At 56.8% G+C, this 15,967-nt stretch carries 11 protein-coding genes and 1 tRNA gene; 6 read left to right on the top strand and 6 right to left on the bottom strand.

The window, feature by feature from the left end:
• Nucleotides 1-36 precede the first annotated feature (36 nt).
• Nucleotides 37-225 (bottom strand): DUF6800 family protein, encoded by a 189-nt coding sequence (locus tag M4951_RS17255; protein ID WP_002654503.1) that lies wholly within the window; start codon nucleotides 223-225, stop codon nucleotides 37-39.
• Between the two features lie 269 nt (nucleotides 226-494).
• Between M4951_RS17255 and M4951_RS17250 the strand changes: the two genes are divergently transcribed.
• Nucleotides 495-574 (top strand) — tRNA-Ser (locus tag M4951_RS17250).
• Between the two features lie 81 nt (nucleotides 575-655).
• Here M4951_RS17250 and M4951_RS17245 read toward each other — a convergent pair.
• Genes M4951_RS17245 through M4951_RS17235 form a run of 3 tightly spaced genes read right to left on the bottom strand, consistent with a single transcriptional unit; the run spans nucleotide 656 to nucleotide 5,658 of the window.
• Nucleotides 656-1,807, bottom strand: coding sequence for a hypothetical protein (locus M4951_RS17245; protein WP_262022887.1), 1,152 nt, complete (start codon nucleotides 1,805-1,807; stop codon nucleotides 656-658).
• Nucleotides 1,808-1,812: 5 nt separating this feature from the next.
• Nucleotides 1,813-3,213, bottom strand: a complete 1,401-nt coding sequence (locus M4951_RS17240) for a DUF1552 domain-containing protein (protein WP_262022886.1) — start codon at nucleotides 3,211-3,213, stop codon at nucleotides 1,813-1,815.
• A 3-nt stretch (nucleotides 3,214-3,216) separates the two neighbouring features.
• Nucleotides 3,217-5,658 (bottom strand): DUF1592 domain-containing protein, encoded by a 2,442-nt coding sequence (locus M4951_RS17235; RefSeq protein ID WP_262022885.1) that lies wholly within the window; start codon nucleotides 5,656-5,658, stop codon nucleotides 3,217-3,219.
• Nucleotides 5,659-5,851: 193 nt separating this feature from the next.
• On the opposite strand from M4951_RS17235, the gene M4951_RS17230 reads away from it, so the two are divergent.
• From M4951_RS17230 to astB, 5 genes are all read left to right on the top strand, one after another.
• Nucleotides 5,852-7,048 (top strand): hydrolase, encoded by a 1,197-nt coding sequence (locus M4951_RS17230; protein ID WP_262022884.1) that lies wholly within the window; start codon nucleotides 5,852-5,854, stop codon nucleotides 7,046-7,048.
• An 85-nt stretch (nucleotides 7,049-7,133) separates the two neighbouring features.
• The gene (locus M4951_RS17225) at nucleotides 7,134-8,531 is read left to right on the top strand and encodes an aminotransferase class III-fold pyridoxal phosphate-dependent enzyme (protein WP_262022883.1); all 1,398 of its coding nucleotides are present in this window, start codon (nucleotides 7,134-7,136) and stop codon (nucleotides 8,529-8,531) included.
• An 11-nt stretch (nucleotides 8,532-8,542) separates the two neighbouring features.
• Nucleotides 8,543-9,592, top strand: coding sequence for an arginine N-succinyltransferase (locus M4951_RS17220; RefSeq protein ID WP_262022882.1), 1,050 nt, complete (start codon nucleotides 8,543-8,545; stop codon nucleotides 9,590-9,592).
• A gap of 2 nt (nucleotides 9,593-9,594) precedes the next feature.
• Nucleotides 9,595-11,028, top strand: a complete 1,434-nt coding sequence (locus M4951_RS17215; RefSeq protein WP_262022881.1) for a succinylglutamate-semialdehyde dehydrogenase — start codon at nucleotides 9,595-9,597, stop codon at nucleotides 11,026-11,028.
• A 5-nt stretch (nucleotides 11,029-11,033) separates the two neighbouring features.
• On the top strand, nucleotides 11,034-12,350 hold the full coding sequence (gene astB / locus M4951_RS17210) for an N-succinylarginine dihydrolase (RefSeq protein WP_262026933.1): 1,317 nt from the start codon (nucleotides 11,034-11,036) through the stop codon (nucleotides 12,348-12,350).
• Here the strand turns inward: astB and M4951_RS17205 are convergent.
• On the bottom strand, nucleotides 12,347-13,264 hold the full coding sequence (locus M4951_RS17205; protein ID WP_410050397.1) for a DUF1338 domain-containing protein: 918 nt from the start codon (nucleotides 13,262-13,264) through the stop codon (nucleotides 12,347-12,349). The genes astB and M4951_RS17205 overlap by 4 nt on opposite strands.
• On the bottom strand, nucleotides 13,261-15,918 hold the full coding sequence (locus M4951_RS17200; RefSeq protein WP_262022879.1) for a sodium:solute symporter family transporter: 2,658 nt from the start codon (nucleotides 15,916-15,918) through the stop codon (nucleotides 13,261-13,263). The genes M4951_RS17205 and M4951_RS17200 overlap by 4 nt, the downstream gene beginning before the upstream one ends.
• Nucleotides 15,919-15,967: the final 49 nt, after the last annotated feature.

Raw genomic sequence — 15,967 nt, 5'->3', positions numbered from 1 at the left:
CGCGACTAGGAAGAACCTAATCCAAGCAAGCCGGTATTAACCAATGAGTTTCCACTCTTTGATCAGCTGTTCGGCCGAAGGAGTCATGCGACGCAGCTTCTCAGCGATGCGGGCCTTCATTTCGCCAGACGGATTCTTCGCCAGAATCGCTTTAAACTTCGTGTACGATTTCGCACGATGACGACGACGTTTCAGCTCTTTCCCACGCTCGCTAATAACCGGCACGTGATTCTCCTAAAACACTGTATATTGTGGTAGTTGATGTCGTAGTAAACGGATAAAGATAGCGATTCTCGGCATTTGCGTCAATGACCGGTCTCTGGCGCCGGCGAACCGCGATTCGTAAAATGGGTCCTAGAGTTAGCGTCTAGGCGAACAAGCCGACATCCGCTGTAACCTATTACAGAGCGAAGGGTTGCGTTGACAATCTTCCGCCCCATCGATACATTAAATCCCTTCCCCAGCGACCACCGGGTCGCAATCGGGACAAATCAGGAGGCGAGCCGAATGGTTAGGGAGCGGTCTTGAAAACCGTCGCGGGCAACCGTTGGGGGTTCGAATCCCTCCGCCTCCGCTTGGGAGCCGGCTTGTGTATGATCGCAAGCCGGCTTTTTTTGTGCCGTTTCGGGCGATTGTAGGATTTAAGAGGGCGTTGCTAGCCGCGCTCGGGCCAGAGGGTTTCGTCTTGCGGGATTGTGATGACAGGCCAACCGCTGGGGAAGAGACGGATGATGCGACCAGGGCGATACCCTTCGAGCAAAAGTTGCGGCTGAAAGCTGACTTGCCGTCCGCTGCTGCCGGGCGCCTGCTGGACCTCCTTGATATTTAGTAAGGGGCCGCTTTTGCGGTCGTTGACCTGGTCATAGCTTTGAAGGGTGGGTTCGGCGACGACGCCGGTGACCGAAGTATTGGGACGGAATTCTTCTAAAAGATGAGGATCCACGCCGCCAAACAGGGTGACGGTGACAATCCGCTTTTGATTGTCGACTTCATCGATCCAACCCGGTACGCCGCGGTACTTCAGATGCAAGCGATGTTGTTCTAACTGTTGCTGGCGAGCCAACGCGCGGCTCTCGTCATCTAGCCAAAGGTCGGTGCAGCGACCAACGCCGTACAGCGTCGCCCAGGTGAGATTGAACAATACTCTTTGACCGGCCTTGATGTCTTTCAGCGTGCCGAATTGCTTGCCTTGAAAGACGCGTGTCGCCGGCGTCAGATCAATTTCGATCGTCGCGTCATCCAGTTTGCCCGATTCGGTTTCGACGCCGCGCAGCGTCAACTTCATCGTCATCGTCATCAGGTCAACGGACTCGACTTGAAATAGTCGTTTCTGCTCGTCGTAGTAGCTGAAATCGTCGACCAGACGGTATGCCTGCGAAAAATCGTTTTCGATGCTCTGGCGGTTGAAGTAGACCTTGGGAATCTCTTCATCCTTGTCTTTCACGTAAAACCAACCATGCAGATGCGTGCCGATCGGAATATCGCGGAGTGCGGCCGGCGCTCCATGATATTTCAGAGATCCGTACGGCAGCATGCGAAAGCTGATCGGCGTATCCCAGTTGTGGCGGCGCTGCTTGTCGGTGCGCGAGACTCGCAGCATGCCGGCACGATGGACATGATCCATCTCAATCAGTTCGCCGGTGAAATAGTGGGCCGATCCGGCTGGGGGAAACTTGTGCGGCTCGACTTGATACCAGGCAAGTTTCTCGTCGCCGTTTTCATCGGTTCGAAACGGCTCTTCGGCGGAAAGCTGGCCAACAAAACCGAGGCCAGGAAGCAGCAGCGCCAGACAGAGTAAATTTTGCACGCTAGTTATCCTAAAATTTCCGACATTACGCCGTTGCTATCGCCGAAGGAATCGACCGGAACGTCCATCTTTTGAACCATGGTCAGCAACAGATTGCTGAGATGCGCATCGCTGTCGACAGGACGCGAGCAGACTCCGTAGTGTGATCTGGCGTCCTCCAAATTGTAGGTTTCTATTTTCGGCAGATTGAAGTCGACGTGCTGGCCATGTTTCAAACCCAACGCAGAACCGCCGGCCAAGACCATTGGCAAGTTGGCGTTGCCGTGACTGTGGCCGTACGCCATGCCGCTGCCGAACAAGACCATGGTTCGATCCAAGAGGGACTCACCATCATCTTCCTGGTACGATTTCAATTGGCGGAGAAAGTAAGACAACTGCTCTGCCAGAAACGTGTCGGTCTGAGTCAGACGGCGAAGTTGTTCGGGATCGCCGTTATGATGTGAGAGTTCATGACGCGTCTGCATGACGCCGATTTCGGGGATCGCCAGGCCGTTGCTTTCGCTTCCGCTCATGCAGGTGATCACGCGCGTCATGTCGGTCCGCAGCGCCAGCACCATCAAGTCGTAGATGGTGCGGTAGTAGTCGCCGGCGTCGGTTTGCGGAATGTTGCGCGTCAGTTTCGTCTTGGTTTCGGCGGCGACCGACGGTTTCGGAATGTCGAGCCATTCATAGCTGCGCTGGGTGCGTTTTTCCACATCGCGAACGGCGTGCAGATACTCGTCCAACTTGTTGCGGTCTTCGGCGCCGATCTGTTTGCGGAAACTATCAGCGTCTTCTAGCAGCGTGTCTAAGACGCTGCCGCGCCGATTGAGATTGCGTTTGGCGGCTTCGGCGCCGCCTGGCTCGACGCCGAACAGGCGATCAAAGATCTGTTTGGGACGGCGTTCTGACGGCAATGGTATCCCATCGCGCGACCAGGCGAGCGAACCGCCGGTGATCGCGAGTTCCAAGGACGAGAACCGCGTATGCCGCGACGTGACTTCGGCCATCAGCTGGTCGGCCGAGATGCTATTGCGAAACGCGCCCCCTTCTTGACTGATCTTGGCCGCGGTCAGCCAAATTTTGTCACACTCGTGCGCCTGACCAAGCCCGTTAGGATGGTGCAGACCGCTGATCGGCGTAATTTGTTGGCGATGCTCTTCCAGCGATTGCAGCGGAGCGCTTAATTCGTAGTCAGCGCCCGCCTTCTCGATCTGCCAGGTGAGCGTGTTGACGCCGTTGGGGATGTAAACAAAGACAGCTCGCTTGGGTTTGTCGGCCGCTGCTTCGGCTTTCTCTTTTTCTTGGGCGGCGGCTTGCTTGCCGGGGTCCATGCAGTTGAGCAGCGGCAAGGCCAGCGTAGCGCCCAGCCCGCGTAGTGCGTGACGTCGGTTGATTCTCCACCGATTGAAATTGAAATGACTCATCGGTCACCGTTTCTGAAACAGGTCGGAAAGTACCAGCGCTTCCACCAGATCACGCACGCGGTAATCGGCATCCTTGCTACGTTTTGCGATCGCTGCTAAATCCTCTCGGTCGTCGACGGTCATCGTACGACGGAGGGAATAGGTCGCCAGTTTTTCGATAAACGTCTGGTTGAACGAATCGATATCGGCCAGCAGCAACTGTTTAAATTCGTGCGGCGTGGCGAACTTGCGACCATCCGGCAACACGCCGCTCGGGTCGACCGGCGGATTGGCGCCGACTCCTTGCGCCACGATTTCTTCGTCTCGCCAGCGACCGATCGCGTCAAAATTGTCAAACGCGAAGCCCAGTGGATCGATTTTGCGATGACACGCGGCGCAGTTGGGATCATGTTTGTGCGCTTCCAGCTTCATTCGTATCGTCGCTTTGGGAGAATCGACCGGATTCGGTTCGATCGCGTCGACGTTGGCCGGCGGCGGTGGAGGCGTTTTGCCAAAGACCGATTGCAAGACCCAGACGCCGCGGTGAACCGGGCGATGTCGCGTTCCGTCTGAGGTGAGGGATAGCACCGCCGCCTGAGTTAGCAGTCCTCCCCGTGGATCATCCGAAGCAAGCGCAACGCGCTGGAACTGGTCTTGCTCGATTCCATCGATCCCATAGTGGATCGCCAGACGAGGATTCACCATCGTCCAATCCGAATCAATGAATTCGCGGAGACTCAAATTCTTTTCCAGCACTTCTTGAAAGAAGGCGAACGTCTCGCCGCTCATGCTACGTTCCAAGTGCGGGTCGTAGTCGGGATACATTTCTTTATTCGGCGGAAACATCCCGAGTTTATGCATCTGCAGCCATTGGTGAGGAAAGTCATGGCAGAACTTTTCGGCTCGCTCGTCCGCCAACATGCGATCGACTTGCTGCTTGAGAACATCGGGCTCATGCAACTTTCCGTCACGCGCTAGTGCGAACAGTTCGTCATCCGGCATGGTGCTCCACAGCAGATACGAGAGCCGCGTCGCTAGTTCAAAGTCATTTAGCTTCGCCTGCGGATGCTTGAGGTCTCCTTCGACCACAAATAGGAAATTTTTCGAACAAAGTATCGCCAACATGCCGGTCTTCATCGCCTGACGAAAGTCGGATCCAGCAGCGATTTCACTTTCGACGATTTGGAAGTATTGGTCGACCTCATCGGTTTCAACTGGTCGGCGGAACGCCGCTTCACACAGTCGAGCCAGGCAATCGCGAGCCTGATTCATATCGCCGTTCTCGGCAGGCATATAGCGGGCCCGTTTCTCGGTCACATCGCTAGGTTGCAGGGGGCCTTCCCATTCGATCCAGTCAACGATTAGAAACGGATACAGGGGGATTCCTGCTTCGTCGGTCAGTTTGATCTGCCAGGGAATGCGTCCATCTTGAAGGCTGAAGAAAGGGCGCTGTCCACTTCGTCCGGAACGAGGCAAGTTCGACGGACCCGGCACGTCGTTCGTCAATTGGAACGAATGCCCGCCAGCCGGCAGCTCGACGGTGAACTCGACAATCGTCGGCTCCGCTTCCGGTGCTAGAATGTCTTGCTCAAACAGCAAGCGATCAATCTTGTCTGCATAAAACGTTAGGTGCGGAGCGCGACCTCCTACCGGTTTTAGCCCGCTAACCTGGATGCGGACTTTGAAGATTCCGCCGTTCTTCAGCATGGCGCTATCGGGGCCAGGACGACCCCCGCGGATCTCATGGCCAGGCCACATATCGACACGAACTTTGTCGGCCAGGCCCTGTTCTTCCAACTCTTTGATTTGGCGGCCGGATGGTCCGCCGCGCAAATCGAGAGCACGCTTGCGAACGACCTTCGATTCGATTGGGCGCGTCGGATACGCTTCGTCCAGGATGCGCTCGGCGGCGCTATAGTATTTTTCGATATGCGACGCCGATAACGAGAGGACCGAGCCGATTCGCTCGAAGCCGTGCCATTGGGCGTCTTCGTTCAGCCCGCTGGGATCGGCGACGCCAAAGCGAACGCCCAACAGATCTGCGACGGTATTGGCGTACTCATCCCGCGTCAGTCGATGGAACGAGACCGGTTCTTTTTTCGCGAGCCGAGCCGCTTTCCCTTCTTCGATACGAGTCGCGAGCCATTCGACGATTTCGGCGTTCCGTTCAGCCGACGGCAGATCGGGTTCGTCCTCTGGGGGCATTTCGCCGTTGTTGATCTTTTCGATCACTTCCCGCCAGCGATTAACCGAAGGGCCACCTCCGACATCGGTAGAAAGCGTATCGATGCGAAAATCCCCTTCCTGCAGATCGGGGCCATGACAGCGGATGCAGTTCTGTTGGACATAGGGCCCAATCGCATCCGAGAAGGGACGATGCGATGGAGTTTCTGCTGGCGAACTGCGGGCAAAAATAAAGCCCCACAGCATCAGCGCAAGAACGAACTGAGACGACAGTCGCGGCATGAAGAATCGTGGGATTCGAGGCGGGAAGCGGGGATGGTGAGAAGTTTGTTTATAGTCCGTTGGGAGGAGTCGCGTCAAGAATTTTATTCAATTGGCCAAACGTCCAGGACATGCAGCAGTTTTGTATTAAAAGGTCCTTTTTTCTGCATGCTATACTTAAAATCAGGGTGAGCAATGCACAGGAAAACGAAGAATGGATGCGGTACTCCGATGGATTGAATCGCAGCAGACCTCGATGGAAGAGTTGCTTATCGACTGGGCTTCGATCAACTCTGGGACTTATCATCTCGCTGGCGTAAAACGACTTACGGAAAACGTCGTCCGGCAATTTGAACCGCTCGCGGATGATATTCGCCGCGTTCCCCTGGCGAGTCACGTCGAAGTGAACTCGCGCGGCGAGTCGGTTGAAATGCCGCTAGGAGACGCGCTGGTGATGACGCGTCGCCGTGAAGCGCCGCAGCAGGCGGTTTTGGCGATTCATCTGGATACGGTCTATCCCGCCGATTCTCCCTTTCAGACAGTCCACGGTTCCCCTGCGCAGATTGCAGGACCCGGCGTCGCCGACGCCAAGGGAGGTTTGGTCGTACTGTTTTATGCACTCCATGCGCTGGAACGTTACGTCGCCGAGACCGGTGATCGGCAGTTGGGGTGGCGGGTGATCTTGAATACCGACGAAGAGATCGGTTCTCCCGCCTCGGCTGACGTATTCGCCAAGTACGCAGTCGGCGCCGACTTCGGGCTGCTCTATGAACCAAGCTTGCCCAATGGCAATTTGGTTGGACAGCGCGGCGGCTCTGGAAATTTTTCGATCGTCGCGCGAGGCAAATCGGCTCATGCCGGGCGCGAGTTCGCGCTGGGGCGAAACGCGGTAGTCGCCGCCGCGGCTGCGGTTGCGGATCTGCATGATCTCAATGGACGTTGGTCCGGAGTGACGATCAACGTGGCGCGAATTGACGGAGGCGCTCCGTACAACGTGGTGCCTGATACGGCGGTCGTTCGCTTCAACATTCGCTATCCGGCGCCTGACTTGGAAAGGGAGATCACAGCGGCGATTGAATCGATCGCAGCGCGCGCGCCGGAGGGGATCTCGCTGACGCTGCATGGCCGATTCTCGGCGCCTCCGAAATTGCTCGACTCGCGGCACGAAGCGCTGCTTGCGCAGATTCGTGACTGCGGACAGCTGTTGGGGCTCGACTTGCAGTGGGAAACTTCCGGCGGCGTTTGCGACGGGAATCGCTTGACGGCGCTCGGCGTGCCCAATGTCGACACGCTGGGAGTTCGCGGCGGGAATATTCATTCGACGGCGGAATTCATGTGGCGCGATAGCTTGGTTGAGCGCGCGAAATTATCGGCAAGTTTGCTAATTACCAAGAGTCGCGCCGGGAAATAAGCGAACTTCGGCCGCCGACAATCCCACTTCTTTTCTCAGCGATGGCGTATAATTGAAAAGTAGATAGCGCAACGGAGATAAAGGTATGGATCAGCCGAAGTTGAATGCGGAGATTTTGCGAGCGGACCCGCGAGTCGCCCAGGCCAAGATGTTGCTCCGCGAGGCGCTGGCCGATCATGCCGGACACCTTTCTCGCCGCGACGCGTACGCAGGGTTGCAAGAGAATTTTGCCGCAACGCTCGAGGAGTTCGCTGTTCTGCGCGGCAACGCACTCTATTATCCATTTCTCGGCAGTGGAATCGGCCGCGGCAGTCTGGTTGAACTGGCCGATGGCAGCGTCAAGTACGATATGATTTCGGGAATCGGCGTTCATGTCTGCGGTCACAGCCATCCGCAACTGCTTGACATTCTGATTGACGCCGCGCTGGAAGATACGGTGATGCAGGGAAACTTGCAGCAAAACAGCGAGTCGCTGGAAGTTTGTCGCCAACTGGTGACGCTCGCCAATCGGCAAGGCGCCGCGATCGACCATTGCTTTTTGACGTCTAGCGGCGCGATGGCGAATGAGAACGCACTGAAGATCTTGTTTCAATATCGCGTCGGCTCCAATCGAATTTTGGCGTTCGATCACGCGTTTGCAGGCAGATCGCTGGTCCTTTCTCAAGTGACCGATCGCCCGCAGTATCGCGCCGGACTTCCGGCGACGGTTCCTGTCGACTTTGTGCCGTTCTACGATCCTGACCGAAAAGAAGAGAGTCAACAAGCGGCGCTAACGGCGCTCAGGTCGCATCTGGCGCGCTATCCCCATGCGCATTGCGGTTTCATGATGGAGATGGTGCAAGGAGAAGGGGGCTATCGTACGGCGCCTCGCGAATTCTTTGAGGTTCTCTGCCGGGAACTGCGTCAAGCGAGCGTACCGATCTATTTTGATGAAATTCAAACATTCGGTCGCACGCTGTCTCCCTTCGCTTTTCAGATGCTGGAGTTGGACAAATACGCCGATATCGTGACCGTCGGCAAAATGACGCAGGTATGCGCCACCCTGTTTGGCGATGGGATGAATCCCAAGCCGGGGCTATTGAGCCAAACCTTCACTGCGTCGACCAGCGCGCTGTTGGCCGCACGGTTTGTTCTCACTCAACTGGAGACCGGCGGATTCTATGGAGTCAACGGGCGCAACGCCCAGGTTCATCAGCGGTTTTGCGATCGTTTTGAAAAACTGCAGCAACAACACCCGACTGTCATCAGCGGGCCTTGGGGCGTCGGCGGGATGGTCGCCTTCACCGCTTTGGATGGATCGAGCGCGATGGCGAAGAAGGTGCTGTTTGAACTCTTTTCGGCCGGGGTGATCGCATTTGCGGCCGGCGCCGAACCGACGCGGATTCGCTTTCTGCCGCCGCTGTTGGCGGTCACGGATGACGAGATCGATGCGGTTTGCGATATTCTGGAGCAAACGCTGCTGCGACTTCATCATGAGCAATAGGGGAGTTCCGTATGAGCCAAGCAGCGCAACTGGTCGTTCGCCCGGTGCAGATCGAAGATCTGACGCAGTTGAACGAATTGGCTCAGCTTACCGCGACCGGCCTGACCACGCTTCCCCGTGATCCGGCGCTGATGGAAAAGCGCGTGCGGCAAAGCGTCCGTTCATTTTCTCAGATGGAAGATGACTCGGCGCAGCACGAACTTTTTTTGTTTGTGATGGAGGAGAAACAGACAGCACAAATCGTTGGCACCTGCGGAATCGTGCCGAAGGTGGGGGGATTCAAGCCGTTTTACGCCTATCAAATGAAAACCGACATTCACAAGTCGGAAACGCTGCAGTTGTACTACGAGCATCAGGTCCTCTATCTGTTGAGAGAACATGATGGGCCGACCGAGATCGGCAGTCTGTTTCTGCGGAGCGATTATCGGGGCGGGGGAGTGGGACGCGTGCTTTCCCTCTGCCGGTTTCTCTTCATGGCGAATTATCCGGATCTGTTTGAGTCGGAAGTGATCGCCGAGATGCGGGGAGTGATCGACGAGCAAGGTAACAGCCCTTTTTGGGAAGCGCTTGGGCATCACTTCTTTGGGATTGATTTTCCCAATGCCGATATGCTGAGTCTGTACAACAAAGAGTTCATTGAAAAGTTGATGCCGCGACACCCGATTTATGTGGCGCTGCTTCCGCCGGAAGCTCAAGCGTCGATCGGAGCCGTTCATGAACTTACCGCTCCTGCTCGCCGCTTGTTAGAAAGTGAAGGATTGCGTCTGCGCGATCTGGTCGACATCTTTGAAGCGGGGCCGATCTTGCAGTGCAAACGAGCAGAGATTCGCGCGATCCGTGATAGCCGTGTCGGCGTGATCGTAGAGATTCAAGAGACGCCTACGGAACTAGGGGCGTTTCGGAAGTGTATCGCCACAACGGTGGAGACCACGTTTTGCGCTGCTGGCGGTTTGCTATGGAAACGAGAGGATGGGGTGGTTTTGGAACGTGCGTTGGCCGATTCCTTGGAAGTGCAGATCGGGGATCGGATACGCTACGTCGACCTGAGAGCGGAGATCTAACGATGTTACAAATCGATGGAGAATGGCGCGAAGGAAGCGGCGAGCCGTTTACTTCGCTCAATCCCGCAACCGAGCAAGTCGTGTGGGAAGGAAATGCCGCCAACAGCACGGATGTCGATGACGCTTTTCTCGCCGCGGTCGAGGCGCAGATTCCTTGGGGTACGGCCCCTTGGGAGGAGCGCGCGACGGTGCTACGCGCGTTTGCGGAAGCGGTTCGCGCCAATCGCGATGCGATGACGCAGACAATTTCGGCCGAAGTTGGGAAGCCGCTCTGGGACGCCGCATCGGAAGTGGACGCCGTTGCGGCGAAAATCGAAGTCACGATTGATGCACAACAGCGCCGTCGCCCGGAAGAGGCGTTGGATTTGAAGGGGCGGATCGGACGAACCTGGTATCGTCCGCTGGGCGTCGTCGCGGTCTTTGGTCCCTTTAATTTTCCGGCACATATCGCCAACGGGCAGATCGTGCCGGCGCTGCTTGCCGGCAATAGCGTCCTGTTCAAGCCGAGCGAACTGACGCCGCAGGTCGCCGAGCTGACGACAAGGCTATGGAACGAAGCGGGGCTTCCGCCTGGCGTATTCAACCTACTGCAAGGCGGCGCTGCGACTGGACGCTTGATCGCCGAACATGCCGACTTACGCGGACTCTTCTTTACCGGTAGTTTGGCGACCGGTTTGAAACTGCGCGAGACGTTGGTCCATCGCCCCGAAGTGCTGTTGGCGCTGGAATTGGGAGGGAACAATCCGCTGGTCGTGCTGGAGCCGGACCAGAATCTGTCGATGCTCGATCAGGTGATTCAATCGGCGTTTCTGACCTCGGGCCAACGTTGCACCTGCGTTAGGCGGCTGATCTTGGTGGGCGAGTGCACGGCGTTTCTGCAGCAGTTGCAGGAACAGGCGTCGCAAATTGTGGTTGGCGCGGCGGATGCGACGCCAGAGCCGTTTATGGGACCGCTGATTCACGCCGCTGCCGTGGATCGGATTTTGACGGAGCAGCAGCGTTTGCTCGCCGGCGGCGCGATTCCGATCTTGGAAAGCCGGCGGATGCCGAGCGGACCGGCGTTTCTTTCGCCAGGCTTGATCGATGTGACGACGTGCGGATCGCGATCCGACGAAGAAATGTTTGGACCGCTGTTGCAGGTGATACGCGTCGACGATTTTGACGCGGCGATACGCGAAGCGAATCAAACCCGTTTCGGTTTGGTCGCAGGACTTCTCGGCGGTGATCGAGACGACTTCCAGCGTTTTCGCCGTCAGGTGAACGCCGGATTGGTGAATTGGAATTTGCCGACCACCGGCGCTAGCGGAAGATTGCCGTTTGGCGGAATCGGCCAGAGCGGCAACTATCGACCGGCAGGGTATTTTGCCACCGATTTTTGTAGCGTTCCGGTTGCCGGACTCGAACCGGCGACTCCTCGGGAGAGGAGCGATCGTTGAACGGCGTGATGGAAGTCAACTTTGACGGTTTGCTCGGTCCCACGCATCACTTCGGCGGGCTATCGGCCGGCAATTTGGCCTCCCTTTCGCACCGGCATCATCGTTCGTCACCGCGACGTGCGGCGCTGGAGGGACTCGACAAGATGAAGCTTGTCGCGGAACTTGGCGTACCGCAAGCAATCTTTCCACCGCAGCGGAGACCGCATCTTCAGTTTTTACGCGAGCAAGGATTCAGCGGCGAGCCGCGACTCGTCGTTGATGCGGTTGCGCGGCGGCGGCCTGAACTGTTGAGCGTCGCTTATAGCGCTTCGTCCATGTGGGCCGCGAACGCAGCGACAGTTTCGCCGAGCGCGGATACCTTGGACGGACGCATTCATTGGACGCCGGCCAATCTGATCAGCATGCCGCATCGCAAGATAGAAGCGGAGCAAACGACGAAGCTGTTGCGAGAGATTTTTTCGGAGGAACGTTTTTTCGTCGTGCATGATCCGTTGCCTGATCAGGCGAAGTACAGCGATGAAGGTGCGGCCAATCAGACGCGACTTTGCAGGCAATACGAGCAACGTGGAGTGGAACTGTTTGTCTATGGTCGCAGCGGCGATGATACGACCGTTTCCGAAAACCGATTCCCAGCACGACAAACCAGGCAAGCGTCAGAGCTAATCGCGAAGCGGCATGGACTCTCGCCGGACTGGACCCTGTTTGCTCAGCAAAGTCGGCGAGCGATTAACGCCGGCGTGTTTCATAACGACGTGATCGCGGTCGGCAATGCTTCGGTTCATTTGGTGCACGAACATGCGTTCGTCGATCAAGCGGCGGTGTTGAGACAGTTGGAGCGGCGGTTCGCAGGCGATTTGCGGACGCTCGTGATTACTGACCAAGAACTGTCGCTGGAAGAAGCGGTGCGGACTTATTTTTTCAATAGTCAACTGCTGACGACGACCGCAGGCTCGATGACGCTGGTTTGCCCGCTGGAGTGTGAGCGTTCTCAAGCGGCGCAGCAAGTGATTGAGCGCCTACTGAGGGAAGATAACCCCATTGTTGATTGCAAGTTTGTCGACGTTCGACAGAGTATGCACAACGGCGGCGGCCCCGCTTGTTTGCGACTGCGCGTAGTGATGACTCCAGACGAGTTCGCCGCTTTGCCGCGTGCGATTATTTGGACTCCGCAGTTGCACCAACGGCTGCAAGTCTGGATCGAGACGCACTATCGCGATGAGCTGTCAATCGCCGATTTGGCCGATCCCGATCTGGTGGACGAAGTCGGGAACGCGTTTGACGAACTGGGGCGGATCTTGGGAAATAAACGTTTGTTGCCCTAGCTGCGACTGTCGGTGCTTTGAAAAATTTTGTCGGCGCTTTTGGCGACAAAACCGGAAAAGAGGTTTCCGTTGGGCAGCGGATAGCGCTGAGCAAACTCAAAATAGCAGCCAGGCACAGCGTGGACGCCGTCGGTGAAATCAACTTCGATCGTCGGCGCGATGGTCGACGATTGTTCGAGAAAGACGCTGGGAGAACCTTTGATCGCGCCCCCTTCGCTGTTGAGTTGAAATCCTTGCGCGACAAGCAACGCATTCAGTTCCGCCAATGACGAGACCGACTTTAACGCATTGACGAAGACCGTGAAGTGGTTGGCGCAATATCCATGCGCAGCCATCCAAGCGGCGTACTCGCTTTGATCACGTAGCGATTTCCAAACTTCGTACGAAACCCGCCAAGGGCGACCAGCGATGCAAAGCGGATGATCGGCGTCGATCGATGTTAGATCGAATTGTTCGATCAGCTTATCGACCGTTTGTCGTAGCGGCAGCTCGAACTTCTCCAGCAGCAACTCGCTGATAAAGATCTTGGGAAGAGTGGGATCGGCATGCTCGAAATGTTGGGCGTAGAGCTTCTTTTCGGCAAAGTGATACTCGTCGCCGACAACATATCCGCCTGCGAGAAATGGTTCGGCCAGGCGAGCAACGCCGATGCGGGGATCATTGAAGGTGCGAAACGCAATATGATCATTTTGCAAAGGGTCGCCGCGCTGCGCCAGCAGATCGACAATTTGACCTGCTTGGGGATTCATTTGGCGAAACGTCCCCCAAAGTTGCTGGATCAATTCAGTGACGGGAATCGACATGCGATATCTCCGCGATGCGAGGCCGGAAGAGACGAGAATGTTCCTGCCTAATTGTACGCTTTGGATCGAGACGCGGCGAATCTGCTCGCGAGATTCGCCGCCGATTTTCATGTTTCGCTGTGCTGGTTTTTTAATTCGGAACGCCGAGCGTCAAAGATCGTCAGGCCGGTGAGATCGCGGCCCGATTGCGGCGTCACCAAACTAGCGACATAGCCTACGACAAAACAGACCGTGATTCCGCACGCCGTGTAGAGATAGCCGTTCAGCGTGGAATATTTCCAAAGGCAAAACATTACGCCGGCGCCAACCAGAGCGCCAGTCATTGCGCCAAATTGGTTGGCTCGTCGAGTGAGCGCCCCCAACAGGAACAGGCCGCCCAATACGCCCATGAAGAGACCAATCACGATGATGAACGCGTCAAACAATGAGCGAATCTCTGGATTGGCGAAGACCAGCCCCAGGCAGGTTCCGGCGATCCCAATCAGCAGCGTGCAGAGCCGCGCGGCGTTCAAATAGCCATGCTCGGTTCGGCAGCAATTCAGCGGCTTCAGAAAGTCGGTGACAATCGTCGTCGCGGTGGAGTTCATGCTGGTCGAAACGGTCGACTGAGCCGCTGCAAAGATGCCGGCCACGATCAGGCCTGCCAGACCGGCGGGGATTTCGCGGGCGATAAACAGGGGAAAGATTTGATCGGTCGTGATGGTGGGATCCAGCTTCTCGGGATGCGATTGATAGAACGCATGCAGCGCCGTGCCGATGCCAAAGAAGAGGAGCGTCGCCGGAACCGCCAGCACGGCGTTGGTCCAAATCGACCGAGCGGCTAGCGTCTCGTTCGGGGTGGTCATGTAGCGTTGTACGACTGCCTGATCTGCGGTGTAGGACGAAAGGTTTTGCGCGATCGCGCCAACGATGATTACCCAGAACGCCGTTTGGGCGTCGGTTGCATCCCAGTGCAGGTTCGCCAGGTTAAACTTGCTGTCGCTCGCGGCGACCGAAAGAAAGCCGCTCACGCCTCCGTCGACTCCTGAAACGAGCAAGCCGATCGCCAGCATCGCTCCTCCAAGCAGCACGACGGTTTGAATCGTATCGGTCCAGATCACCGCTTCGATCCCGCCCATCGTGCAGTAGAGAATGCTGAGTACGCCCATCAGCAAGACCGACTGTGCCGGCGAAAGGGGAGTCGCCACCGCGAGAGCCAAGCCGGTTAACGACATGACGACCGCCATTCGAAAGACATGGAACAGCGCGAAACTGGCGCTGGCGAAAACCCGAACCGGTCTGCCAAAACGCATCTCCAAATATTCATAGGCGCTGGTCGCATCGATCCGACGATAGAAAGGCAGTGCTACGTAGACGGCGACAATCGCAACGAGCGGGATCGTCAAGTTGCCGATCGCGTAAACCCAGTCTTGTGCGTACGCTTTGGAAGGAATGCCGGTAAAGGTCAGTGAACTCAACATCGTGGCGAAGATGCTGCAGCCTGCCGCCCACCACGGAATCCGCATCCCGCCGCGAAAGAAGTCGTCGGTGTTTTTATTCATGCGCGCGAAATAAACGCCAACGCCGACCATCGCCAAGAGATAAGCGAAGAGGACGACATAGTTGAGCGTGCCGAAGCTTTTGTCGGAAGCAATCGGCGTAATCCGCCAGATATGCGGAGAGCGAACGCGAGGCCGGATTTCGCCGCTGGGCAAAATGATCGCTCCATCCCAGCGAACCGCCGTGGTCGTCACCAGGTTTTCAGGGATTTCGCCGGCCGATGACCAGGAGTCGGTAATTGTGTGGTAGCTGAACGCTTCGCGGGGAAAGCCGGGGTGCTGATCTTTGAGCTCGTCCGAATTATCAAAATTGTTTTCGTCGGCTCCACCCAAGATCAGAATATGGCTTTGGCCCATTCCGATCGCTTCGCCTGCCATGATAATGCGCGGCGCATCGCGGCGTTGTTTCCACTCGTTGGCGACCGGTTCATAGCGCCAAACGTCGCGTAAGAATTGGGTGGCGCCATCTTCAGAGCGACGTCCGCCGATTACATACAGCGAATCGCGAAACCCGTCATGTTGAGCCGCAACCAACGCGAAGGCGCGCGTTGGTCCAGGAAGCGGTGGAAGTAATTTCCAGTCCTGCGGGACGGTATCGGATAACTTCGTAAGATCAAGCGCCCAGAGCGTGTTGGTCGCGCTTTCCAGTCCCAACTCTTGTTGTCCGCAGGCAACGTACGCTGTCGTGCCGATAATCGCCGCCTGGCAATAGCAGCAAGGCGCCGGCAACGCAGGGCAGGGCGTTGTCGTGACTTTGGTTCCATCCCAACGCAAGAGAAAGACGTCCCGATAAACATGCTCGGCGTCGTTGCCGCCGATACACAACACGCCGTTCGGCGTTGAAACGCTGGCGCCATAGGCGATCGGACGCGGCAATCGTCCGCCATCTTTCCAGACGTATTCCCCTTGCTGTTTGACCAGCACATGAATCTGATCGACCCACTGCTTGTCGTTCTCCCAGACAGGTCGGGGGAAATTGGCGCCGCCGGCGACGATCAGCGCATCGTTGTCGACGCCGGCGAAAGGTCCAGCGACACCCAGCTCGTTAGGCAGCGGCGGCAGTTCTCGCCACTTGAGCCAATCGCGAGCTTCGACCGTGGAGATCGGGAACGCCAACACTGAAAAGCAGATGCAGACAGCAGCGAGATAACAGAAACGACGCGAGTTCAATAGAAACAATATCTGCACGCTTGTCTTTCTCCAATATTTCGCTCCACGACGATCCATGTTTTATCGGAAGCTCATGGAAGCGGTGTGCGAGGGCATGTGTTGCCGG

The sequence above is a fragment of the Blastopirellula sp. J2-11 genome (assembly GCF_024584705.1).
Classification (GTDB): Bacteria; Planctomycetota; Planctomycetia; order Pirellulales; family Pirellulaceae; genus Blastopirellula.
This window is presented reverse-complemented; position numbering and strand designations above follow the sequence as displayed.